We start from the raw sequence: 23,698 nt of genomic DNA, 5'->3' as shown, positions 1-23,698 counted from the left end.
TAATTCAAACCTCTTAGTCGTTTTGCAAGCATTTGGCAATATCTTCCGAGTCGAAGCCCTTGCTGTATGCAAAACGCATTAACTTAGCTTTAAACTCATAGTCGTTTTTAGCTTTAATGGTTTTCTGTTTAGCTTCAATCAGTTTACTCAGGATTTCGAGATATTCTTCTTCATCAATTTTATCCAAGTATTTCCGGATAATCTTGTCGGGTATTCTTTTAAAATATAAAGCCTGGGCCAGTTTTAGCTTACCCCATTTGTTGAAAAAAAGTTTATCATGGATAAAACTTTCACAGTACCTTTCTTCGTTTAAGTAGTTCTCTTCAACAAGCGTTTGAATAATTCGTTGTATGCTTTCATCATCCAATTCCCATTTCCGGAGCTTTTCTTCTACTTCGCTTCTACAATGCTCGGACAATGAACAATACGAAGCCATTTTACCAAGTGCTTCTTTTTCTGTAATTTCTTTCATCGGTTGGCAGTTATAATCCGGTTATTACCAAACAAATCTTTTATAATGTGGATGTTTTTATACTTCAGGCTTTCGAGCATTTGTGCTGTTTCGTTGCCATATTGGCGGTTTATCTCAAAGTAGATTTTGCCATTGTCGGCTAATAGTTGTCTGCCTGTCTCAGCAATTGTTCTATAAAACAACAGTGGGTCATTGTTAGGTACAAATAACGCCAAATCGGGTTCCCACTCTAATACATTGGGGTGCATATCTGCTTTTTCTTTCCCTGTAATATAAGGTGGGTTGCTAACTATAATGTCGAATTTTCCATTTTCGGGGATGTAATTCAAGATGTCGATCTGCCTGAAAAATACATCTGCCTGTAATTCTTTGTTGTTTCGTTCGGCTATTTGCAACGCTTCTCCCGAGATGTCCCATCCTTCAACAACAGCACCGGGCATCTTTTTCGAGAGGGTAATTGCTATACATCCGCTGCCTGTGCCAATATCGAGTATCCGGCTTTTTGCCGGCGATTCTTTAATAATAAGTTCAACCAGCTCTTCTGTTTCGGGTCTGGGAATCAATACACCTGGAGCTACACCGAAAGAGTAACCATAGAATGGGGCCCATCCCTGAATATATTGTATGGGTTCAAATTGTTGTAAGCGTTGGATTGTTTTGTGTAAAACCTCCTTCTTAGCAGGTGGCAAATCAGCATATTTGCCAATGTAACAGTCTAATTCGGAGAGCATCAGGATATCTTTGCTTATGATTTTAGCCAGACTTCTTAATTCTTCTGGCGGATAGATATCCTGCAAATTGCTGTATATATATTCTTTGAGCAACAATATCAATCTATTTTCTTGTTTAACTCCTCTGCTTCCAGCTTTTTCAAACCAATATATTTAAGGATAAGATAACCAGCATAAGCAACGATCATAAAAACAAGCAATATTATGCAGTTATTCCTTTCGCTATCATCAGCGTTTAAAGTGAAAATATTATATAACAATATAACAAAGGTAACACTGGCAATAATTGCATTGAGTATTTTGGTAACCAGCCAGTCGGTCATTTTCCATTGCATTACCAAAGTTAATGAAGCCAGAAGGCAAACCATGGCACATGCTGCATCATCGTCTCTTTTATTAAAAGCAGAAATGGGGTTTATGGGTGTAGGCAGAAAATAAAGTGCAATATAAACGATTATTATTAATACGGCAAGCAGTATATTTATATGTCTTTTGGTCATAGCTTTATTTGTTTTGACGACAAAGATAGTGCAAAAAAGCAAATAACCGCCTCTCTGAATAACAGTAACTGTAGCATAAAAAAGCAAGTTGTAGTACCTTTCTTTGCACATCCTTATTTCATTCTTTATATTTGCCAGTGCATTTACTGTTGAATGCTTATGCATTGAGTCTCTGTACACCCGGGTGTTGAGTGTGTTTACACCCGGGTGTACAAGGGCTGAACACCCGGGTGTTAATGCTGTGTACACCCGGGTGTTAACGCACTCAACACCCGGGTGTACAGAATGAAAATCTACTAACTATGCAAAATGAATGCAATGCTGTTTGAAGTTAAAGCAATAGCAGTTTTAATGTTGAAGCAATTGCTTGTTGCCAACAAATAATAGGATGATTAAAAATACGCCTAATGAATAAAGACGAAATTTACATGCGCCGTTGCATACAACTGGCATTGAATGGACAAAATAATGTATCGCCCAACCCTATGGTGGGTGCAGTAATAGTACATAACAACGAAATTATTGGCGAAGGCTACCATATACGTTGCGGCGAAGCACATGCCGAAGTAAACGCCATACGCTCGGTAAAAGAACCATCGAGGTTAAAGGAATCTACCATTTATGTAAGTTTAGAACCTTGTTCGCATTACGGAAAAACACCTCCCTGCGCCGATTTAATTATAGAAAAAGAAATACCCCGCATTGTAATTGGCTGCAAAGATCCCTTTACAGAAGTATCCGGTAACGGCATAAAAAAACTGGAAGAGGCCGGCCGCGAAGTTATTGTAGGTGTATTAGAACACCAATGCCGTGAATTAATTCGCAACTTTATTACATTCAATACCTTGCATCGACCTTATATAATACTAAAATGGGCCGAGTCGGCCGATGGTTTTCTGGATGTTGTGCGCACAGGCGGTCAGCCCGCAAAACTATCAACAGAACTAACTCAAATGCTTGTACATAAAAGAAGGGCTATGGCCGATGCCATTATGGTAGGCACGCAAACCGCACTGTTAGATAATCCTTCGTTAACCGTTCGTAATTGGTACGGAAGCAATCCTGTACGTATAGTTCTGGATAAACATCTTGTACTTCCCACCTCGCTGCAATTGTTCGATGGCAAAGTACCTACACTTGTTTACACATTAAAAAAGAAAGCCAACAGCGAAAACCTGGAATATATTACCTTAAAAGAAGAATCGGATTTGCTGTCGCAAATAATGGATGATTTATATAAACGCAAACTTCAAACAGTATTAGTTGAAGGAGGAAGCAAGTTACTACAGTCTTTTCTTGATGATGCTTTATGGGATGAAATCTTTGTTGAAAAGAGCCGGAAGAAGCTTGGTACGGGGGTTAAATCGCCACAAATAAACAATCAAAACAGCTATTCAATAGAAAAATACTTTGGTGAATATATCCGGCATTATCCATAATTTTATATAAAACTTAGGTTTAATGTTCAATTTCGACAAAAATGTTCCTATTTTTGCAGCTTGTAAATAATATAAAGGCAAAATGAGATTAAAGTTTTTATCTGCAATTGCAAGTATTTGCTTGTTTTTAGTCATGCTTGTATCATGCTTGGGGTCAAATGATTCATCGGTAGATTATCCCATTGATGTTACAATCCGCGCTTTTGGACTTGATACAATATATGGAAAGCATTATAAATTCACAATAGATCAGCTAAGAGGTGAGATTTATAATATCGATTCAGTACCAGTAGGAGCAGATACCATTATTAATAAGATTCTGGTAGATACTTTAACTGCGCCTTACGCTTTTGTACTAACTGGCGACACATTTTTTGTTATGACCGACTCTGTAGATTTTACCAAAGGTCCAATCGAACTTAAACTCATTTCGGCAGTTGATGGTGTAACAGAGAAAAAATACACAGTTGAGGTAAGAAGACATAAGCAAGACCCCGACTCGCTTTCCTGGAGCAAAATGACCGAAAACTATTCGGGCAATACAGCAAATAAAGAAAACAAGATTGTACGTTTGAATAACAAATTACTCATCTATAACTCATTTACATCCGTCTATTCTTCTTCTGTAAAAGATGGTAAAAATTGGGATGTAAATAATGTAACAGTATCGCCACAAGCAAATCTTAAACTTAATTCCATCCTTACTTATAACGATAAACTATATGCACTATCCGATGAAGATAAAGTTTTCTTCACCGAAGATGGTTTAACATGGACAGAATCGGCCTTAGGCGATAATGTACTTGCATTAATAGCCGCTTTCCCCGATGGAATTGCCGCAGTATTGAAGGAAGACGATGGAAATAAGTTTGTACTATCTAATACCGATGCTACAGCATGGCAAACATCGAGAGAAGTTGCACCAAGTGGTTTCCCGTTAGAAAACATCTCGGCTACTTATCACACAACACGTACCGGTATTCCCCGAATGTTAATAGTAGGTAAAGCAAAAGATGCTAAACAAACATTACCTTGGTTCTCGTACGACGGGAAAAACTGGGCCAACACCGCAACTGCTACCTCTTATTATATACCAACAATGGAAAGACCTTCTGTTATGTACTATAATGATAGGATTTATGCATACGGTGGCGAATTTAAAAACTTCTATGTGTCGGACGATGCAATAATATGGAAAACTGTAACAAAGAAGTTTATGTTTAACGAAGGATTTGCCGGACGTGGCGATTACTCTTCATTGGTCGACGAAGATAATTTTATCTGGATTGTGTGGAAAGACAAAAATGAAGTGTGGAGAGGTCGCTTAAACAAACTTGGTTTTGCGATTCAATAACTGCAAAAATATTTAAAAATGGATCAGTCTTTTAATAACAAATGTAATACTAGTTTAATTTAGTATGAAATTTATTAAAAGACTGATTGTTTTGCTTAAGATTGAGAGATCTTGAACGTCTAACAAAAAGAGTAGGTGGTCTCCTTTATTAAAGGAGATATAATTTAGTAAAGCAAATGTCAGAAACAGGACAAATAGATTCGAATATGATACCTCAACACATTGCTATCATTATGGATGGTAATGGACGATGGGCGAAGGAACGCGGAAAAGAACGCAGTTACGGGCATCAGGTTGGGGTTGAAGTCGCTCGGGAGATTGCAGAAGCATCAGCCAAACTGGGAGTTAAATATTTAACCCTGTACACTTTTTCTATGGAAAACTGGAACAGGCCGGTCGAGGAGATATCAGCATTAATGACACTACTGCTCGATGCAATCGAAGAAGAGGTTTTTATGAAAAACAATATCAGTTTCCGTGTTATCGGTGATATTAATAGGCTTCCTTTGCATATACAAGAACGTTTGTCCTCTTGCATCGACAGGGTTTCGGGCAATACCGGCATGTGTTTGGTGCTTGCATTAAGCTATTCGTCGCGTTGGGAAATTGCCGATACAGCCAAACGTATTGCAGCCGAAGTGCAGAATGGTACCATGACATTAAACGATATCAACACCGAAATGTTCGGCAAGCATTTAACAACCGGTTTTATGCCCGATCCTGATCTGTTAATAAGAACAGGTGGCGAGATTCGTTTAAGCAATTACTTGTTGTGGCAATGCGCTTACTCGGAATTATACTTCTGCGATACTTACTGGCCCGATTTTAAAGAAAGCGAACTGGTAAAAGCCATAAGTGACTATCAAAAGAGAGAACGAAGATTCGGTAAAACGAGTGAACAAGTTAGTTAACGTAAATTCAAAATATAAATGCACTATCGTATTTCTTCCATATTTATTGCAATAATCTGTTTGTTTAGCTTTATCACACCAGCAGTTGCGCAAGACGTTGAGACAGTAGTAGACGACGAAACTTCTAAACCTGTAATTCTATATTCGGGAGTACCCAAAAAATATGAAATTGGTGGTATTGAAGTAGAAGGTGTACCTAATTACGAAGATTATGTACTCATTGGATTGTCGGGGTTAGCTGTTGGACAGGTAATTACCGTACCTGGCGATGAAATTACCCAGGCTATCAAACGTTATTGGAAGCACGGATTGTTTTCGGACGTAAGTGTTACAGCCGAAAAAATAGTAGACAATAAGGTTTACCTGAAGATTAAACTGGCACAGCGTCCGCGTATATCCGATATACGTTACAACGGAGTGAAGAAATCCGAACGCGAAGATCTCGAAGCTCAGTTAGGAATGGTTAGAGGCGGACAGGTTACTCCAAACCTTATTGACCGCGCCAAAACATTAATAAAACGTTATTTTGATGGCAAGGGCTTTAAAAATGCCGAAGTAGTAATTGTGCAGAGAGACGACCCTGCCAACGAAAATCAGGTATTGGTTGATGTAAATATAGATAAGAAAGAAAAAATCAAAGTTAACGAAATAACAATCATTGGTAACGAAGCTCTTTCGGACAAAAAACTGAAGAGGGTTATGAAAAAAACCAATGAGAAAGGCAAACTGGCAAACTTCTTCCGCACAAAGAAATTTATTCCTGAAAAATACGAAGAAGACAAACAACTTATTATCGATAAGTATAACGAGTTAGGATATCGTGATGCGATATTCCTGGCCGATAGTGTGAGTCCGTTCGACGACAAAACAGTGAATGTTTTCATGGAAATCGAAGAAGGCCAGAAATATTATGTTCGTAACATCACCTGGGTAGGTAATACACTTTATTCGGCAGATCATTTGAACTTTTTATTAAGAATGGAAAAGGGAGATGTGTATAACCAGAAACTGATGAACGACCGTCTCTTTACCGATGAAAGCGCAGTAGGTAACCTCTACTATAATAATGGATACCTTTTCTATAACCTTGACCCAGTTGAAGTTAATATTGTTGGCGACTCTGTTGACCTTGAAATGAGAATTTACGAAGGCCAGCAAGCTACAATTAATAAGGTAATAATAAACGGTAACGACCGTTTGTACGATCATGTAGTTCGTCGTGAGTTGCGTACACGTCCCGGAGATCTTTTCAATCGTGAAGAGCTGATGCGTTCAATGCGTGAGTTACAACAGATGGGACACTTTGACCCGGAAAACATTAAACCCGATATACAGCCATCGCCCGAAAACGGAACGGTAGACATAGGTTATGATCTGGTATCGAAGGCTAACGACCAGATTGAGTTCTCGGCAGGTTGGGGACAAACCGGTGTGATTGGTAAATTGAGTTTGAAGTTTACAAACTTCTCATTGAAGAACTTGTTCAACAAAGAAAACCGTCGTGGTATACTTCCACAGGGAGACGGGCAAACACTTACTATCAGTGGGCAAACCAATGCCGATTATTATCAACAATACAGCATTTCATTCTTCGACCCCTGGTTTGGAGGTAAGCGTCCTAACTCGTTCTCGGTATCGGCATTCTACTCATTGCAAACCGATGTTAGTAGCCGTTACTACAATCAGGCATATATGAATAGCTTGATGAATAGCTATTATGGTGGTTATTACGGTGGAAACTATGGTTATAACAATTATGAAAACTATTACGACCCCGATAAGAAAATGAGAATGTTTGGTATCTCGGCCATGTTTGGTAAACGTTTAAACTGGCCCGATGACTACTTTACATTATCGGCAGAGTTATCATACCAAAGATATATGTTGAAAGAGTGGTATTATTTCCCGGTAACCGATGGTAACTGTAATAATATTAGCTTAAACCTTACTTTGGCCAGAAATTCAACTGATAACCCAATCTTCCCACGTAATGGTTCGGAATTCTCGTTATCGGCACAGTTAACACCACCTTATTCAATGTTCGATGGTATAAACTATGGTAAATACGATCTCAGCGATCAAAACGATGTGAATAAAATGCATAAGTGGGTAGAGTATCACAAATGGAAATTCAAATCGAAAACATTTACTGCACTATCAAATGCAGTTAAAACTCCTGTGATAATGACCCGCGTTGAATACGGATTTATTGGTCACTACAATAAACATAAAAAATCTCCTTTCGAAACATTCGATGTTGGGGGTGATGGTATGACCGGATATTCAAGCTACGCTACCGAAACAATTGCATTACGCGGATATGAAAACAGTGCACTTACCTATGGTAATAATGGTAGAGGATATGCTTATTCACGTTTGGGTCTTGAACTTAGATATCCGTTAATGCTTGAACCTACAACCAGTATTTATGTTAGCGGTTTTGTTGAAGCAGGTAATGCATGGACTAATGTAAACAAGTTCAATCCGTTCGACTTGAAACGTTCGGCTGGTGTTGGTGTACGTATCTTCCTGCCAATGATTGGTATGATGGGTATTGACTGGGCTTATGGATTTGATAAGATAAATGGAAGCAAAGAATACAGTGGCTCACAACTTCACTTTATTCTAGGCCAGGAATTCTAATTTAAACTAAAACTAAGCATCATGAAAAAGTCTATTCTATTATTGATGTGTATGTTGGCTGTTACAATAACAGCTAATGCGCAAAAGTTTGCTTTGATCGACATGGAGTATATCTTCGAGAATATACCGGCTGCAAAGCAAGCTAACGAACAAATCACTCAGTCGTCAACAAAATGGCAGGGTGAGGTACAGGCAGTTATGGAAGCAGCCCAAACATTGTATACTAATTATCAAAAGAATGCAGGTTCTCTTTCCGAGCAACAAAAAACAAAAAAAGAAGAAGAGATTATTGCTAAGGAAAAAGAAGCTAACGAATTAAGAAAAAAATATTTTGGACCCGAAGGCGAACTTGCTAAAATGCAGGAAAGGTTAATGAAACCCATCGAAGATAAGGTTTACAATGCAGTGAAAGAGATATCAGAAAGCCAAGGCTATTCGTTGATACTTGATAGAGCCTCTGCTACAAGTGTTATTTTTGCTTCGCCACGTATTGATATTAGTAATGAAGTGCTGGCGAGGTTAGGATATTCAAATTAAATTTCTATATTTGCACCCGAGAGAAATAATCATTTAAAAATCAAAGAAATAGAATTATGTTAAAGAAGATTGCGATTGCACTAATGCTCATTCTTCCAATGGGATTGGCTGCACAAACCTTTAAATTTGGACACATTGCTTCTCAGGAAATAATGGTGTTAATGCCTGAATACACAAAAGCTATGGCCGACTTGGAAGCTTTGCAAAAAAAGTACACTGAAGAATTGCAGACAATTACAGATGAATTAAATAAAAAGTTCTCTGAATTTCAAGCAGCACAGAACGAAGGAAACCTTCCTGCAAATATTCAGGAGAGAAGACAACGTGAAATTCAGGAAATGATGGAGAGAAGAGAACAATTCGAACAAGATGCATATACTCAAATGAGAAAAACATCGGATGAATTAACTGCTCCTATTCTTCAGAAACTGGATAAAGCAATTAAAGATGTTGGTGCTGCAGAAGGCATGACTTATATCTTTGACCTTTCAAGAACTTATATCCCTTATATCAACGAAAATCAAAGTACCGATCTTACTGCTAAAGTAAAAAGCAAATTGGGTATCTGATTTTAGAAGTTAGGTATAGAATGTAAAGTGAGGTAAAGGAGGTAAAGTGCCATGTGGCGTTTGTCTCTTTTATCTCACTTTTTATTACTCTACCTCCTCTACCTCCTCTACCTCACTCTACCTCCTCCTCCTTATGAAAAAGCTATCTCAAGCCCCGGCACCCATAGGCATATTCGATTCAGGATATGGCGGACTTACAATTTTTGATAAGATACGTGAACTATTACCCCAGTATGATTACATCTATCTGGGCGACAATGCCCGTAATCCGTATGGTACCCGCTCTTTCGATATAGTTTATGAGTTTACCCTGCAAGCAGTAAATAAACTGTTTGAGTTGGGATGTCATTTGGTAATTCTGGCCTGTAATACTGCTTCGGCAAAGGCACTTCGAACCATCCAGATGAATGATCTTCCCCTATTAGATCCAAACAGACGTGTGCTGGGTGTTATTCGGCCCACTGTTGAACAAATTGGGTACTTAACAAAAACCCGGCATGTAGGCATTATGGCTACCAGCGGAACAATAAAGTCTGATTCGTACCCAATGGAAATACATAAACTCTTTCCTGATATTCAGGTTAGCGGCGAAGCATGTCCGATGTGGGTTCCATTAGTCGAGAACAATGAAGCCGATGGCTTAGGCGCCGATTATTTTGTTCGGAAGAACCTGGATAATCTGATGGCTAAGGACCCGATGATTGATTCAATTATATTAGGTTGCACCCATTATCCGTTATTACTCAATAAAATAAAACGTTTTGTACCTGATGGAGTAACCATTGTCTCACAAGGCGAATATGTAGCTTCCAGCCTGAAAGATTACCTCTACCGACATCCGGAAATGGACGAGAAATGCACCAAGAATGGCAAAGCTCAGTTCTATACAACAGAGGCCGAAGATAAATTCAGTGAATCGGCATCTATTTTCTTGAATTATCCAGTAACAGTACAGCGGATAGATTTAACCTGATTTAGTTACAGCCCCAAGTTATTAAAACCCAAAACATAAAACCATTAACCGGATTTTTTGTTATATTTGTAATAAACCCATAATACTGTTTATTATGAAGAATAGAAATGAAGAATTATTAATAGATGTCTTTGCCGGTTCGCCATGGGAAGCGGAATTGATAAAGGGTTTGCTTGAGAGTAATGGAATACCATCCTCACTAAAAGATGGTTTAATGGCAACAATGGCTCCATACAACGATGAAGTTGTTGTGCAAGTTAATGAAGAAAACTACGAAACGGCAATGGAAGTTGTTAGAAGTAGAAGCAAGGATTGAATAATGTGCCAATATGACTAATGTGCCAATGTAGTTAATGTGCCAATATGGTTAATGCAAATAATTAGTAATTAGTGCGCAGCCAATTAGCACATTGGCATATTGGCACATTGGCACATTATTCACATTGGCATATTAGTAATTATTCTTATATTTGCGCTTTCAAATAGTAACCAAAATGGCGCAACAGTTTACACGAATTGCAGTAAAAATAGGGAGTAATGTATTAACTCGTAAGGATGGCACGCTTGATGTTACCAGAATGTCGGCTATAACCGATCAGGTAGCAGAGCTTTGGAAAACAGGCGTAGAAATTATCCTGATATCATCGGGAGCAGTGGCTTCCGGGCGTAGTGAAATAAAAACTCCCAAAAAGCTTGATAGTGTAGACCAGCGACAACTCTTCTCGGCTGTAGGACAAGCCAAACTGATAAACAGATATTATGAACTTTTTCGCGAGCACGGTATTACTGTTGGGCAGGTACTAACCACCAAAGAGAATTTCGGATCGCGCAGGCATTACCTCAATCAACGCAACTGTATGAGTGTAATGTTAGAAAACGGAGTTATTCCTATTGTAAACGAAAACGATACCATATCGGTAACCGAATTGATGTTTACCGATAACGATGAACTCTCAGGCCTTATAGCAGCCATGATGGATGTTCAAGCATTAATAATCCTCAGCAATATTGATGGCATATATGATGGGCCGCCTTCCGATCCGGAATCTAAAGTAATTCCCGAAATAAAGAAAGGAGAGGATATCTCTGTTTACATTCAAGGCGTGCGTTCCAGTTTTGGAAGAGGAGGCATGCAAACCAAAACCAACATAGCCCGCAAAGTGGCCGACGAAGGGATAGCAGTAATGATTGCCAATGGCAAAAAAGACAATATACTTGTTGACTTGTTGCATAATCCTCAACATACAATATGCACTCGTTTTATTCCTGCAAGTGAACCAACTTCCAGTGTAAAGAAATGGATTTCGCACAGCGAAGGTTTTGCAAAGGGCGAAATACACATCAATGAACAAGCAACCGAAGTAGTTTTGCATTCGGATAAAGCGGTAAGCATACTACCGGTAGGAGTTACACGCATTGAAGGCGAGTTTGAGAAAGACGATATTGTGCGGATAATAGACTACAAAGGTAACAAACTTGGGGTAGGGCGTAGTGGTTACACATCTGCTCAGGCAATTTCTTTGATAGGGAAGCATGGCAAAAAGCCCATAGTACATTACGATTACCTCTGTTTAGAATAACGAATATGAACCAATTAACTCAGATCTTTAAATCAGTTCGCCAGGCTAGTCGCCAGCTCTTAACACTGCCCGACAACCAGATTAATTCTATTTTAGTAACGCTTGCCGATAGATTATTGGCAGAAACTCCGGCTATACTGAAAGCCAATCGGGCAGATTTGGATAGAATGGACAAAAACGATCCGAAATACGACCGTTTAATGCTTACCGACGATCGCCTGAAAGGTATTGCCGATGACATACGCAATGTGGCAACTCTTCCTTCTCCATCAGGGAAAGTATTAAAAGAAACAGTACGTCCCAATGGTATGAAGTTAAAGAAGATAAGTGTGCCTTTCGGGGTTATCGGAATTATATATGAAGCTCGGCCAAACGTAACTTTTGATGTGTTTTCGTTATGCTTCAAAAGCGGTAGTGCTTGTATATTGAAAGGAGGAACAGATGCGCATGAATCGAATACGGCAATAATCACCGTTATCCATTCGGTACTCGAGGAATTTGGTTTAGACCCCAATTTAGCTGTTCTGTTACCTTCCGACCGCGAAGCAACCCATGCCTTATTGAATGCTACAGGCTATGTAGATTTAATTATTCCACGTGGTAGCAGTAACCTTATTAATTTCGTCAGACAAAACGCAGCCATTCCTGTTATCGAAACCGGAGCCGGAATATGCCATACCTATTTCGATGAATTTGGAGACGTTACCAAAGGAGCCGCCATTATTAATAATGCCAAGACACGCCGTGTAAGTGTTTGTAATGCATTAGATTGTGCAATTATTCATGAATCTCGTTTGAATGATTTGCCTGCACTTTGCAGTAAACTCATTGATAGCAATGTGGTGATTTATGCCGATACACAATCATATACAGCATTGAATGGAAATTATCCGGCCGAACTTCTAAAACCTGCAACTCCCGATAGCTTTGGAACAGAGTTCTTATCCTATACTATGTCTGTAAAGACCGTTCCTGATATTCAGCACGCATTAGGACATATTGAAGAATACAGTTCCAAGCACAGTGAATGTATTGTGACAGAAAACAAAGAGAACGCAGCATTGTTTACCTGCATGGTAGATGCTGCCTGTGTATATACCAATGTATCTACTGCCTTTACAGATGGTGCACAATTTGGCTTGGGGGCAGAAATAGGAATCAGTACTCAAAAACTTCATGCCCGCGGCCCCATGGCCTTAGAAGAAATAACATCTTATAAATGGATCATTGAAGGTAATGGACAAACAAGAAATGAGTAGTGAGTAATGAGTTTTGAGTAATGAGTTTTGAGTTAAGATTCCGCATGGTAACTCACTACTCATAACTCATTACTCAAAACTCATAACTCACTACTCACTACTCACTACTCATAACTCAAAACTCAAAAATTATGAAGAAATTTACTTGTGTAAAAGACTTGGGCGATTTAAAGAAAGCCCTTGCCGAATCATTTGAGATTAAAAAGGATCGTTTTAAATATGTTGAGTTGGGAAGAAATAAAACTCTTATGATGATATTCTTCAACTCAAGTCTTCGTACCCGTTTAAGTACTCAAAAAGCAGCTACCAACCTTGGCATGAACGTAATTGTTCTTGATATCAACCAGGGAGCATGGAGTCTTGAAACAGAGCGTGGTGTTATTATGGATGGTGATAAACCCGAGCACATTCTGGAAGCCATTCCTGTAATGGGATCCTATTGCGATATCATTGGTGTTCGTTCTTTTGCCCGCTTCGAGAGTCGCGAATATGATTATAACGAAACAGTTATCAATCAGTTCATTGAATTATCTGGTCGTCCGGTATTCTCTATGGAGGCAGCAACCCGTCATCCGTTACAAAGCTTTGCCGATTTAATAACCATCGAGGAATACAAGAAAACCGCTCGTCCTAAAGTTGTTTTAACTTGGGCCCCTCATCCTAAACCATTGCCACAGGCTGTTCCCAACTCGTTTGCCGAGTGGATGAATGCCACCGATTATGATTTTGTAATAACACATCCCGAAGGTTACGAACTTGATCCTTCGTTTGTTGGCAATGCCAGGGTAGAATACGATCAGATGAAAGCCTTCGAAGGAGCAGACTTTATCTATGCCAAAAACTGGTCGGCATATACAGGTGATAATTATGGTCAGATATTAAGTCGGGATCGCTCGTGGACAGTAAGTGATCGTCAGATGGCAGTTACTAACAATGCTTATTTCATGCATTGCCTTCCAGTACGTCGTAATATGATTGTTACTGATGATGTTATTGAAGGTCCGCAATCTATTGTTATTCCCGAAGCAGCAAATCGCGAAATATCGGCAACGGTGGTTCTGAAAAGAATGCTGGAAGGGTTGAAGTAAGAATTTGTAATTAATAAAATGAAGACACTAATCATCTTAAGCCTTTTTGCATTGTTTGTGAGTGGTTGCAAACCGAAACCCAATTCCACAAATCAGCAAACAACCTATTCTTGTCCTATTGTTTCAGCAGAAGAAATTGCAAAAATTGCACCTGTTATTAAAAAATGGACAGACTTTAATAACATTGATTTTACACAAGCAAAACTCATAAGTGTTGATACAATATGCTTGGATTGTCCACTGGATCCAAAAGATATATATCCCCGCGATTTCGATGATGGAGATGCCGACCGATGGATCGATGTGGATTATTCGCCTAACAAGCAACGGTACGTAGATTTAGGACTGTTTGGAGGTTATGACGTAAACGAAGACGAGGAATTTGTGTTTTTAGGCTGGGACGATTGCCAAGAAGTATCTCTTGTAGATTGTGAGAAAAAAATCAAAAAGATGGTTTTGTGGTTAGGCAGTTCAGAACGCGCAGAAGATGTGTTCTGGAAGTCGGATGACATATTTATAGTTGTAGGTCATAATTGTGGGGATGGTTTCGTTTGTCTTTTTGATATAACAAAGCAAACAAAAAGTTATTATCAAATTGAAGTTGATGGAATCGAAGGTGATGAAATCGAAGTTAACTATATAAACAAAGTATATTGGAAAGAAAAAGGAATAGTTGTGGTTGAACCATAATTTGCCTATGTCTGTTTTTATCCATTCGCAAATCATTACTGTTTTTTATGCTGCAAAACGTTGTTTCAAAATGCAGCATTTCACACTTTCAAAATGCAGCATTTTGATTGAATGAAATGCAGCATTTCGTAACTACAAAATGCGGCATTTTGAAAATGAGCAATAAAAGCGCCTCTGTGGAACGTATGGAAGGGGTGGGGTGGAAAAATTTTTCAAATTAGTTGCTTTTGGATGTTGTGAAATAATTAAACAGGCAGCCGCTTGTTGAAAAGATTTTTAACCTCATTAAGAAATAATTAGTTTGTTTTCCACTCTCCCAGATTACGTTGTTCATGATCAAAATTAACCCCCACCTTAACTAATTCACGTCCATCGGCAGTATAAGGAATGAGGTATCCTTTTTCGTCAATCTGTGCTAGTGCTTCGGTAGCCGATCCGTTTAATTTAAACAGCATCAGCACCATGGCTACTTTAGAGCAAAAAACAGCCTGATATACTTTACTTTATGAATAGTTTTCCTATCTTTGTCAAAAATACAGTGATAAATATCATAAAAAAGTACATAAAAGACTGCTGGCTGTTTTAAATTGGCATATACAATTCCTCAATATAATGTCAATATAATGTCAACAACAGCAGTAATATACTATGATTAGGACATCTAAATATACTGGTGCCATAATACTCATATCTTGTTCTGTGAATAAAACGAGAGAGAAATTTTTAATAATTAATGAACATTAATTGAGTTGTATCTATTTAAGTCACCATTTTTTTAACCAAAACGTTATGAAGAGAATTATTTTACTTTCAGCATTCATTTTATGCTATGTTGCAATTAATATTGAGGTAAATGCAACAAATGTTACAAGACAAGAAAAAATTCAGAAGGAAAACAACACCTTTAATTGGGGAGATTATCCTTTATACAAGGATGCTCTTTTGAAGACTCTGGAATACAACCTTGATGATTGGTTGAATGAAGCTAAATTCGAGGGAAGAACTAAAAAACAAGTTCGTCAATATGTGGGTCAATATATCAAGCTAATCAGGGAAGATAACCTGTATTATCAAAATGGATCTTATATTGATAGAACAGGTAAACTAACCAACAAAAAGACTGGAACCGACTATCCGGGTATAGCTGTTAACTACATTACCACCATAGTTAAGGAAATGATCCAAAAAGGAATGTACTACAAGCAATAAACTTCTGGAATTAAAGAAGTTATAAACTAAAACGCAGATTAACGCGGATTTACACAGATTATGTATGAAAGATTAATCTGCGTAAATCCGCGTAAATCTGCGTTTCAAAATATATCTCCTTTTTTAAATAAAAAATAATGCTTACATTAGCCTCATGAAAGATAATAAGGCAACAAATAACAAAAGCGGCTTTGGAACAGCTGCTGTATACTTCACTGCAATATCATCCATTCTTGGGGCTATATTATTCCTCCGCCTGGGATATGCCAGTGGAACACTTGGTTTTTGGGGAACGATAATAATTATATTACTTGGCCACCTGATAACCATTCCTACTGCACTGGCAATCTCCGAACTTGCAACAAACACACGGGTTGAAGGGGGTGGAGAGTACTTTATTATATCTCGCTCCTTTGGATTGAAATTGGGTTCTACCATTGGTATTACCCTTTTCCTGTCACAAACCATTAGTATTGCTTTTTATACCATTGCCTTTGCCGAATCCTTTCAACCACTTTTTGCATGGTTAATTGAACGTTTTGGATTTGAACTACCCCGGCAGGCAATAAGTGTACCCACTTTCCTTGTTCTGGCTTACATTATTCTAAAAAAGGGAACCGGATCGGGAGTTAAGCTTTTGTATATTGTAAACGCACTACTTTTTATAGCCTTACTTTTCTTTTTTCTGGGAAAACCAATTACTCCTACCATTGATGCTACTGCTGTAGTTGCCGAAACAGATGCTGCATTAAGCGGATTCAAGTCGAACTTCGGGATACACAATATGAAAGATTTCTTTATCATATTTGCCATCTGTTTTCCTGCATTTACAGGAATGACGGCAGGTGTAGGTTTAAGTGGAGATCTGAAAAACCCCAGTAAAGCTATTCCCATGGGTACCATGATGGCTACCATAACCGGGTTGGTAGTATATGTTATAGTTGTATGGAAACTATGTACCTCTGCTTCGGCCGAAGAACTAATAGCCGATCAGCTTATCATGTCGCGAATTGCTTTGTTTGGTGTAGTGGTTATTCCCATCGGATTGGCTGCCTGCACATCTTCGTCTGCCATAGGGGCCATGATGGTTGCTCCACGTACTTTGCAAGCCATTGCTGCCGACGGTACTTTTCCGTTTAAACGAATCAACCAGTTTTTTGCCAGAGGAAAAGGTCCTACACGCGAGCCTATCAATGCTTCGCTGCTTTCATTTATTATAGCACTGATATTTATTATCCTGGGAGATGTAAATACAGTAGCCGAAATTATAACCATGTTTTTTCTTATAACATATGGCACATTGTGTTTGAGCTCGTTTCTCAATCATTTTGGATCTCCACCTTCGTACCGTCCACGTTTTAAAAGTAAATGGTTTATTTCGCTTGCCGGCTTTTTACTTTCGGTATGGGTAATGTTTATGATTAACCCGCTATACACCATTCTGGCTTATATTGTAATTATTTTGATTTATTTATTTGTTGAACATACCAACAAAGACCAGAAAGGAATTGTTAATATATTCAAGGGAGCGCTTTTCCAGTTGAATCGTCATTTGCAGATTTACATGCAGAAACATCAGGCAGGGATGGGAGATGAGGAATGGCGCCCGGCAGCTATCTGTATTTCTACTAATTCTTTTAAAAGAGATAAGGTATTACAAATGATGAGATGGATTAGCTATCAGCATGGGTTTGGTACTTATTTCCATTTAATTGAGGGATATTACAGTAAGCAAACGCATATTGAAGCCCAAAAAGATTTGGAAAAACTCATCACAACTCAAAAAGAAGCCAAAGGGAGCTTATATATTGATACAATGATTTCTCCGTCTTATACTTCGGCCATTGCACAGGTTATTCAGTCGCCCTCTATTTCGGGAATGGAAAATAATATGGTGATGTTTGAATACGATAAACGGTCATCCAACGAGCTGAACCGTATTCTGGAAAATGTAAACCTGGTACGTGCCGGTGATTTTGATATTTGCATTTTTTCCGGATCGGAACATTTTATACATCCCAACAACGGACTGCATGTGTGGATACGCGAGGGAGACGAAAAGAATACAAATTTCATGATTCTTTTAGGATACATAATTATGGCACACCCCGATTGGAAAAAAGGACAGATTAAAATATTTATTCCCAGTGTTAAAACCGAGCTAGGTACACTTAAAGAAGATTTAGCCCGGAAAATTGCCGACGGACGCCTGCCTATTACATTGGCCAATATTGAAATCATTATTATTCCCGAAGGCGAAACCATCAGTCAAACAATATGTAAATGGTCGCCTAATGCCGGACTTACTATCATTGGGTTTAATGAACATCATATTAAACATGATGGCATTGATTTCTTTACTGCCTTCGATGGTATTGGCGATATATTGTTTGTTAATTCGGGTAAAGAAAAAGATATCAATTAGTATATGAATCCCCTATGGGGATTTAAGAGTTGTGTTGTGATATTATTTGTGCAGAAAATAAGCCATCAATAGTATAAGAAGATCCAATTTACGCAAATGCTGACGTATTTCAAGAAGTGCTTTAGAGATATGCTTTTCTACGGCCTTTTCACTGATCCCCAGCGTTTCTGCTATTTCTTTATTCTTAAGATGCTTTTTCCTGCTCAATATAAATACGTTTTTGCATTGAGGTGGTAGTGTTTCTACAAAACGATCAATTTTCATATCAACCTCTTTAGCCAGCAAAGTATCATACTGGTTAAACTCCATTATTATCCGGTTAATCAGTGAATCGGTATCTTCCGAACTAACCCGCCGTTGGTTATAGGCCTGCTGTATATGATTGATGGATTTATTGTAAACTGCACGGTAAAGATAAGGTTTCACCGATATACTGAAATCTACCTGTTCTTTATTGGTCCATAATGAAAGGAAAGTATCCTGTACAATGTCTTCTGCTATTTGCCAGTCATTCAGATAACGATAAGCATAAGTAACCAATGGCTCAAAATATTCCAAGAAAAGATTCTCGAATGCATTATACATTACTTTTTGTTTGGTTATACTCATAGTATATTTGTCTATATCTTCTCTGGTTAGCCGGGTTTAAATACAAAGGTAATAATTTTCCTCCTAAATCAAAATGGTTGAAAGTAGGTCAAAAAAAACATAACCCCAAGGTAGGGATAATTGGTTTTCAACTGTGATATAATAAGGAGGCAACTCAAATACTAAAGAAATGAACGAATTAATCACAAAATATCTGCAAGGCGAAGCCAATGAAGCAGAAAAGAAACAGCTATTGGAATGGCTGCAACAAGATGAAGAGAATAAAAAAGAATTCTCCGCAATGCGCGATGCATGGCTTGCATCAGGCATTGGTAGTCGTTTTAGTTCCGAATATAAAGAAAAAGCATTCAATCAGTTTATTCACAATGTCGAGACACGGAAAAACAGAACCCTCAGCATTCAATTAGGCAGAATTGCTGCTGCTGTTGTATTACTTATTGTAACCACAGGTATCGGATACATGATTGGAAACAAATCTGCCAAACAAGACATTCCTGTTGAAGTGATTGTAAAAAACAACTTTTTAATGGGAGCCGACAGCAAAGGATCGGTTGTATTACCCGATGGGTCGAAAGTGTGGCTGCATGGTAATAGTAAACTAACTTATCCGGATGTATTTGCCGCAACCTCGCGAAATGTTAAGGTTAACGGAGAAGCATATTTTGAAGTAACCGAGAATAAAGATGCCCCTTTTATTGTTGAAACTGATAACATACACATAAAAGTATTAGGTACACAGTTTAATATGAAAGATTACGATAACCAATCTACCACAGAAACAGTTTTGGTATCGGGCAAAGTAGAAGCATTTATTCCCAGAACCAATGAACGGATAATGATGAAACCCAATCAGAAATTACTTTGGGACAGTGTATCTAAAGATTATAAACTAACCGAAGTTGATGCCAAAGATTATATTGTTTGGATTAATGATAAATTGGTATTTAACAAAGAAAAGCTTCAAACCATATTATTTAAAATGGAACGTTGGTATAACATCAAAATTGTTGTCGACAAAAAGGTTGATTTAAATCAGCGGCTTTCATTAACCATACGGCACGAGGACAAAGAAGAAATATTCAAACTGCTTGGGCTAATAGCTCCCATACGATACCAGATAGATAATAAAACAGCAACAATACGTCCTAAATAACATATTATTGACAACTAAAAATCTACGAAGCCTATGAAGTAAAAACAAAGAAATGAAAAGCACTTAAGAATCAGGCAAATGCTACCAACATTCGCCTGATAATGATTTCCAAATTAAAACGGCTCTCAGAAGTTGAAGCATTGGGAGCCAATGTTTAACAAATCGATGCAAATGTATGAAAAAAAAGTCCATGAAGGGAGTAACTATGTCCTTTCTTAACATTAATTCGTTCAAAAAAATGAAACTGATAGTCCTGTTTACTGTCGTTTCCATACTACAGTTAACCGCAGCTCAAAGCTATGCACAAGACACAAAGATTACATTTAATCTTACTAACGTTACTCTGGAAGAGGCAATTAAAGCTATTGAATCCGAAACACAATTCGTATTCTTTTTTAATCATTCCGACATTGATCTTTCGCAAACCGTATCACTAAACGTCAACCGGAAAGATATAAAAGAAGTTCTTAAACAAGTATTGCGTAAAAACGATTATCGTATCGAAAACAACAAAATCGTAGTACTGCCTTCGCGCGATCAGGATGACGGATTTATAAAAGGAAAAATTGTAGATGCGTTTGGTGAACCTATTATCGGTGCCAATGTACTTGAAAAAGGAACCAATAACGGTACAATTACCAATCTCGATGGAGAGTTTATACTAAAAGCTGCACCAGGAAGTGTACTTGTAGTAACCTTTATCGGCTATACAACACAGGAAGTAAAAGTTACCTCCAGCCGTAGCTACCAGATTAAGCTGGAAGAAGATGCACAAGCCCTTGGCGAAGTAGTTGTTGTGGGGTATGGTATCCAAAAGAAAGTAAATGTTATCGGTTCTATCTCGCAGGTGGGTACAAAAGAATTATCCAACCGTTCTACACCGCAATTATCGAATGCACTGGCCGGATTAATGCCGGGTGTTAGTGTAATACAACGTTCGGGAAAACCTGGTGATGGCAGTGGAACTATCCGGGTACGTGGTGTTGGCTCTATAGGAAGCAGTGATACTGATAGCAAATCCGATGCATTGGTGTTGATTGATGGTATCCCAGGCGATTTAAATACCATCAATTCCGACGATGTAGAGAGTATTTCTGTACTTAAAGATGCCTCATCGGCAGCTATTTATGGTTCGCGGGCAGCTAACGGGGTTATTCTGGTTACAACCAAAACCGGTGCGGAAGGAAAGATCTCAGTAACATACAATGGGTATGTAGGTTTTAACGAAGCTACCGAACTACCGGAGTTTGTTAACTCGTGGGAGTGGGCCGACCTTTATAATAAGGCTGTGGGCCGTGAAGAATATTCGGCCGAGGTAATCAGAAAACTTCAGGACGGAAGCGATCCTGATAATTATGCAAATGAAAAGTATCTGAAAAAGATACTCGGTAACCGCGGATTTCAAACAAGCCACAATGTTTCAATCAATGGTGGAAGCCAGAAGAACAGGTATATGTTATCCTTTGGATACATGTCGCAGGATGGTATTGTAGATAAGAACAATTACACCCGTTACGATGGTCGTGCAAATATTATAAACGAACTGGCAACAGGCCTTAAGCTAACCACCCGCTTGTCGGGGACGTATGGCATGCGCAAAGAACCCAATATTATTGGTGGAGACGATGCCAGTGGAATGACCGGAATTATACAAAAAGCAGTTCGCTTTCCGGGATTAAAACCTACTGTAGTATCCGATGGCAGCTTTGGAGTAGGACCGGAGCAACATGGTACACCCGTATCATGGGTTATGAGCCCTTCGTTCTTTGAAAAACCAGTATTCTCTGTGAATGCAAATGTGCGTCTGGATTATAATCCTATAAAAGATCTTACCATTTCGGGTATTGGTGCGTTTAAATACACCAACGGCGAAGAAAGAGGCTTTAAATCTACACATAACCTGGAAGGTGGACGTACATTGGGACCATCGTGGATGCAAAACACCATGACTAAAACCGTTTATAAAACATTTCAGGCTACAGCCGATTATTCCAAAACATTTGCCAATGTACATAATCTGGGAGTTTTGGTAGGATACTCATGGGAAGAACAAGATTATAGTTCTTTGAAAGGTACACGCGACAACTTCCCTGGAAATACCTTACATGAACTCAATGCCGGATCGCCCGATAATCAGAAGAACGAAGGAACAGGAAACCAATGGGCTATACAATCTTATTTCGGCCGGTTGCAATATAACTATGCCGAACGTTATCTGTTCGAATCAACTGTTCGTTACGATGGTTCGTCACGTTTCCCGAAGGATAATAAATTTGCTTTCTTCCCATCATTTGCATTGGGATGGAAAATATCCGAAGAAGCCTTTATCCGTGAAAACGAGAACATGGAATGGTTGTCTAACCTGAAACTTAAAGCTTCGTGGGGTAGATTGGGTAATCAGAATATTGGTAACTATCCATATCAAACAGTATATTCACTGGGCCAGAACTATCCATTTGGCGATACCTACCAGCAAGGAGCAGCAGTAACTACCGCAACCGACCCACGGATTAAATGGGAAGAAACAGAAACCATTGATACCGGTTTCGAAATGATTTTATGGAGAGGTTTACTAAGCTTAAATGCTTCTTATTTTTACAGAAAAACAACCGACATTCTGTACAGCCCTTCGGGTAGTGTATCGAACGTATTGGGGCAAAAAGTATCTGTAACGAATACTGGTAAACTTAAAAACTCCGGTTGGGAGTTTGAACTGGGTCATCGCCACCGCATTGGTAAAGTTAATTACAACATTAACGCAAACGTTACTTACCTTAAAAACGAACTCTTAACACTTGGTGTAGGGAACGTTGAACAGCCCAATGGTATGGTAGGTAATGGAAGCGACTTGTTTATTGGTTATCCAATGCAAATGTATTACGGTTATGTTAGCGATGGTGTATTTCTTAACGAAGCCGATATTGCAGCATGGCACAATCAATCGTCCATAACCCCGAAGCCGGTAGCCGGAGATCTTCGTTATAAAGATATAAGTGGCCCCGACGGAGTTCCCGATGGTGTTGTTGATGCAAAGTACGACCGTGTATATCTGGGCTCGCGTATCCCTAAATACAGTTATGGTATAAACCTTGGTGCTCAGTATAAAGATTTTGATATCTCTTTATTCTTCCAAGGCGTATCAGGCGTAAAAGGGTTGCTGAATAATTATGCCGGATATGCATTATGGAGCAACAATGGTAACATTCAACGCTGGCAGGCCGACGGTGCGTTCGATCCGGAAAACCCGACACGCTATCCTAAATATCCGCGTTTGGAATCTCTTTCCAATACAGGCTCACCCAACACAGTATCATCCGATTACTGGATACGTAACGCTTCTTATTTGCGGTTAAAGAACTTGCAAATAGGATACAAATTACCAATCACGTTGGTAAATCGTATAGGTGTAAAGAACATACGTATATACGCTCAGGGCGAAAATCTGTTCTCAATCAACAATTATCCGGAAGGTTGGGACCCCGAAATCAATACAGGTGGCGATTATTACCCAATTTTGAGAACAATTACTTTTGGTATAAACCTTAATTTCTAAGTC

20 protein-coding genes and 1 pseudogene are annotated in these 23,698 nt (G+C 38.7%); 16 read left to right on the top strand and 5 right to left on the bottom strand.

Annotated features, from left to right (window positions below; all coding sequences use genetic code 11):
- Nucleotides 1–13 precede the first annotated feature (13 nt).
- Genes D0T85_RS03440 through D0T85_RS03430 form a run of 3 tightly spaced genes read right to left on the bottom strand, consistent with a single transcriptional unit; the run spans nucleotide 14 to nucleotide 1,703 of the window.
- Nucleotides 14–472 (bottom strand): regulatory protein RecX, encoded by a 459-nt coding sequence (locus tag D0T85_RS03440; RefSeq protein ID WP_163210277.1) that lies wholly within the window; start codon nucleotides 470–472, stop codon nucleotides 14–16.
- Nucleotides 469–1,302: a peptide chain release factor N(5)-glutamine methyltransferase gene (gene prmC / locus D0T85_RS03435; protein ID WP_163210765.1), complete on the bottom strand. Its 834-nt coding sequence runs from the start codon at nucleotides 1,300–1,302 to the stop codon at nucleotides 469–471. Before prmC ends, D0T85_RS03440 begins: the two co-directional genes overlap by 4 nt.
- Entirely contained in the window at nucleotides 1,302–1,703 is a 402-nt protein-coding gene (locus D0T85_RS03430; protein ID WP_163210275.1) for a hypothetical protein, read from the bottom strand. Before D0T85_RS03430 ends, prmC begins: the two co-directional genes overlap by 1 nt.
- 407 nt (nucleotides 1,704–2,110) lie before the next feature.
- Here D0T85_RS03430 and ribD point away from each other — a divergent pair, with 407 nt between their 5' ends.
- The 12 genes from ribD to D0T85_RS03370 all read left to right on the top strand — a co-directional run bounded on the left by ribD (nucleotide 2,111) and on the right by D0T85_RS03370 (nucleotide 14,746).
- A complete protein-coding gene (gene ribD, locus D0T85_RS03425) occupies nucleotides 2,111–3,142 on the top strand; it encodes a bifunctional diaminohydroxyphosphoribosylaminopyrimidine deaminase/5-amino-6-(5-phosphoribosylamino)uracil reductase RibD (RefSeq protein WP_163210274.1) in 1,032 nt (343 codons plus the stop codon).
- Between the two features lie 82 nt (nucleotides 3,143–3,224).
- The gene (locus tag D0T85_RS03420; RefSeq protein ID WP_163210272.1) at nucleotides 3,225–4,496 is read left to right on the top strand and encodes a DUF6242 domain-containing protein; all 1,272 of its coding nucleotides are present in this window, start codon (nucleotides 3,225–3,227) and stop codon (nucleotides 4,494–4,496) included.
- Between the two features lie 176 nt (nucleotides 4,497–4,672).
- Nucleotides 4,673–5,407: an isoprenyl transferase gene (locus D0T85_RS03415; RefSeq protein WP_163210270.1), complete on the top strand. Its 735-nt coding sequence runs from the start codon at nucleotides 4,673–4,675 to the stop codon at nucleotides 5,405–5,407.
- An 18-nt stretch (nucleotides 5,408–5,425) separates the two neighbouring features.
- On the top strand, nucleotides 5,426–8,050 hold the full coding sequence (gene bamA / locus D0T85_RS03410; RefSeq protein WP_163210268.1) for an outer membrane protein assembly factor BamA: 2,625 nt from the start codon (nucleotides 5,426–5,428) through the stop codon (nucleotides 8,048–8,050).
- A 21-nt stretch (nucleotides 8,051–8,071) separates the two neighbouring features.
- Nucleotides 8,072–8,587, top strand: a complete 516-nt coding sequence (locus D0T85_RS03405) for an OmpH family outer membrane protein (RefSeq protein ID WP_163210266.1) — start codon at nucleotides 8,072–8,074, stop codon at nucleotides 8,585–8,587.
- 56 nt (nucleotides 8,588–8,643) lie between these two features.
- Nucleotides 8,644–9,156 carry an OmpH family outer membrane protein gene (locus tag D0T85_RS03400; protein ID WP_163210264.1) on the top strand — a complete coding sequence of 171 codons (513 nt, stop codon included), beginning with the start codon at nucleotides 8,644–8,646 and terminating at the stop codon, nucleotides 9,154–9,156.
- 133 nt (nucleotides 9,157–9,289) lie between these two features.
- The gene (gene murI, locus D0T85_RS03395) at nucleotides 9,290–10,129 is read left to right on the top strand and encodes a glutamate racemase (RefSeq protein WP_163210262.1); all 840 of its coding nucleotides are present in this window, start codon (nucleotides 9,290–9,292) and stop codon (nucleotides 10,127–10,129) included.
- Between the two features lie 94 nt (nucleotides 10,130–10,223).
- Entirely contained in the window at nucleotides 10,224–10,445 is a 222-nt protein-coding gene (locus tag D0T85_RS03390) for a DUF2007-related protein (RefSeq protein WP_163210260.1), read from the top strand.
- Nucleotides 10,446–10,623: 178 nt separating this feature from the next.
- Nucleotides 10,624–11,709, top strand: coding sequence for a glutamate 5-kinase (gene proB, locus D0T85_RS03385; protein ID WP_163210258.1), 1,086 nt, complete (start codon nucleotides 10,624–10,626; stop codon nucleotides 11,707–11,709).
- 5 nt (nucleotides 11,710–11,714) lie between these two features.
- Complete coding sequence (locus D0T85_RS03380) at nucleotides 11,715–12,968, top strand: glutamate-5-semialdehyde dehydrogenase (protein WP_163210256.1); 1,254 nt, start codon at nucleotides 11,715–11,717, stop codon at nucleotides 12,966–12,968.
- Between the two features lie 131 nt (nucleotides 12,969–13,099).
- On the top strand, nucleotides 13,100–14,056 hold the full coding sequence (locus D0T85_RS03375) for an acetylornithine carbamoyltransferase (RefSeq protein WP_163210254.1): 957 nt from the start codon (nucleotides 13,100–13,102) through the stop codon (nucleotides 14,054–14,056).
- 18 nt (nucleotides 14,057–14,074) lie between these two features.
- On the top strand, nucleotides 14,075–14,746 hold the full coding sequence (locus D0T85_RS03370; RefSeq protein ID WP_163210252.1) for a hypothetical protein: 672 nt from the start codon (nucleotides 14,075–14,077) through the stop codon (nucleotides 14,744–14,746).
- Nucleotides 14,747–15,042: 296 nt separating this feature from the next.
- Here D0T85_RS03370 and D0T85_RS03365 read toward each other — a convergent pair.
- Nucleotides 15,043–15,195: pseudogene (locus tag D0T85_RS03365) on the bottom strand (PD-(D/E)XK nuclease domain-containing protein); the annotation flags it as partial.
- Nucleotides 15,196–15,535: 340 nt separating this feature from the next.
- On the opposite strand from D0T85_RS03365, the gene D0T85_RS03360 reads away from it, so the two are divergent.
- Nucleotides 15,536–15,955: a hypothetical protein gene (locus D0T85_RS03360; RefSeq protein ID WP_163210250.1), complete on the top strand. Its 420-nt coding sequence runs from the start codon at nucleotides 15,536–15,538 to the stop codon at nucleotides 15,953–15,955.
- A gap of 154 nt (nucleotides 15,956–16,109) precedes the next feature.
- A complete protein-coding gene (locus D0T85_RS03355) occupies nucleotides 16,110–18,380 on the top strand; it encodes an amino acid permease (protein ID WP_163210248.1) in 2,271 nt (756 codons plus the stop codon).
- A gap of 42 nt (nucleotides 18,381–18,422) precedes the next feature.
- Here D0T85_RS03355 and D0T85_RS03350 read toward each other — a convergent pair whose 3' ends face one another.
- Nucleotides 18,423–18,989 carry an RNA polymerase sigma-70 factor gene (locus tag D0T85_RS03350; RefSeq protein WP_163210246.1) on the bottom strand — a complete coding sequence of 189 codons (567 nt, stop codon included), beginning with the start codon at nucleotides 18,987–18,989 and terminating at the stop codon, nucleotides 18,423–18,425.
- Nucleotides 18,990–19,158: 169 nt separating this feature from the next.
- Here D0T85_RS03350 and D0T85_RS03345 point away from each other — a divergent pair, with 169 nt between their 5' ends.
- Together D0T85_RS03345 and D0T85_RS03340 are read left to right on the top strand one after the other, a co-directional pair.
- Nucleotides 19,159–20,142 (top strand): FecR family protein, encoded by a 984-nt coding sequence (locus D0T85_RS03345; RefSeq protein ID WP_163210244.1) that lies wholly within the window; start codon nucleotides 19,159–19,161, stop codon nucleotides 20,140–20,142.
- Nucleotides 20,143–20,380: 238 nt separating this feature from the next.
- The gene (locus D0T85_RS03340) at nucleotides 20,381–23,695 is read left to right on the top strand and encodes a TonB-dependent receptor (RefSeq protein WP_239060632.1); all 3,315 of its coding nucleotides are present in this window, start codon (nucleotides 20,381–20,383) and stop codon (nucleotides 23,693–23,695) included.
- The last annotated feature ends 3 nt before the right edge of the window (nucleotides 23,696–23,698 follow it).

It is taken from the genome of Bacteroides sp. 519, from assembly GCF_010500955.1.
Taxonomy (GTDB): domain Bacteria; phylum Bacteroidota; class Bacteroidia; order Bacteroidales; family Bacteroidaceae; genus Bacteroides.
This window is presented reverse-complemented; position numbering and strand designations above follow the sequence as displayed.

Bases quoted from the DNA above. Each gene is read 5' to 3' on its own strand.
- D0T85_RS03420 (WP_163210272.1), top strand. From the start codon at position 3,225: ATGAGATTAAAGTTTTTATCTGCAATTGCAAGTATTTGCTTGTTTTTA.
- D0T85_RS03390 (WP_163210260.1), top strand. From the start codon at position 10,224: ATGAAGAATAGAAATGAAGAATTATTAATAGATGTCTTTGCCGGTTCG.
- D0T85_RS03340 (WP_239060632.1), top strand. From the start codon at position 20,381: ATGAAACTGATAGTCCTGTTTACTGTCGTTTCCATACTACAGTTAACC.
- bamA (WP_163210268.1), top strand. From the start codon at position 5,426: ATGCACTATCGTATTTCTTCCATATTTATTGCAATAATCTGTTTGTTT.
- D0T85_RS03370 (WP_163210252.1), top strand. From the start codon at position 14,075: ATGAAGACACTAATCATCTTAAGCCTTTTTGCATTGTTTGTGAGTGGT.
- D0T85_RS03345 (WP_163210244.1), top strand. From the start codon at position 19,159: ATGAACGAATTAATCACAAAATATCTGCAAGGCGAAGCCAATGAAGCA.
- proB (WP_163210258.1), top strand. From the start codon at position 10,624: ATGGCGCAACAGTTTACACGAATTGCAGTAAAAATAGGGAGTAATGTA.
- D0T85_RS03380 (WP_163210256.1), top strand. From the start codon at position 11,715: ATGAACCAATTAACTCAGATCTTTAAATCAGTTCGCCAGGCTAGTCGC.
- D0T85_RS03405 (WP_163210266.1), top strand. From the start codon at position 8,072: ATGAAAAAGTCTATTCTATTATTGATGTGTATGTTGGCTGTTACAATA.
- D0T85_RS03355 (WP_163210248.1), top strand. From the start codon at position 16,110: ATGAAAGATAATAAGGCAACAAATAACAAAAGCGGCTTTGGAACAGCT.
- D0T85_RS03400 (WP_163210264.1), top strand. From the start codon at position 8,644: ATGTTAAAGAAGATTGCGATTGCACTAATGCTCATTCTTCCAATGGGA.
- D0T85_RS03440 (WP_163210277.1), bottom strand. From the start codon at position 472: ATGAAAGAAATTACAGAAAAAGAAGCACTTGGTAAAATGGCTTCGTAT.
- ribD (WP_163210274.1), top strand. From the start codon at position 2,111: ATGAATAAAGACGAAATTTACATGCGCCGTTGCATACAACTGGCATTG.
- D0T85_RS03350 (WP_163210246.1), bottom strand. From the start codon at position 18,989: ATGAGTATAACCAAACAAAAAGTAATGTATAATGCATTCGAGAATCTT.
- D0T85_RS03430 (WP_163210275.1), bottom strand. From the start codon at position 1,703: ATGACCAAAAGACATATAAATATACTGCTTGCCGTATTAATAATAATC.
- D0T85_RS03375 (WP_163210254.1), top strand. From the start codon at position 13,100: ATGAAGAAATTTACTTGTGTAAAAGACTTGGGCGATTTAAAGAAAGCC.
- D0T85_RS03415 (WP_163210270.1), top strand. From the start codon at position 4,673: ATGTCAGAAACAGGACAAATAGATTCGAATATGATACCTCAACACATT.
- D0T85_RS03360 (WP_163210250.1), top strand. From the start codon at position 15,536: ATGAAGAGAATTATTTTACTTTCAGCATTCATTTTATGCTATGTTGCA.
- murI (WP_163210262.1), top strand. From the start codon at position 9,290: ATGAAAAAGCTATCTCAAGCCCCGGCACCCATAGGCATATTCGATTCA.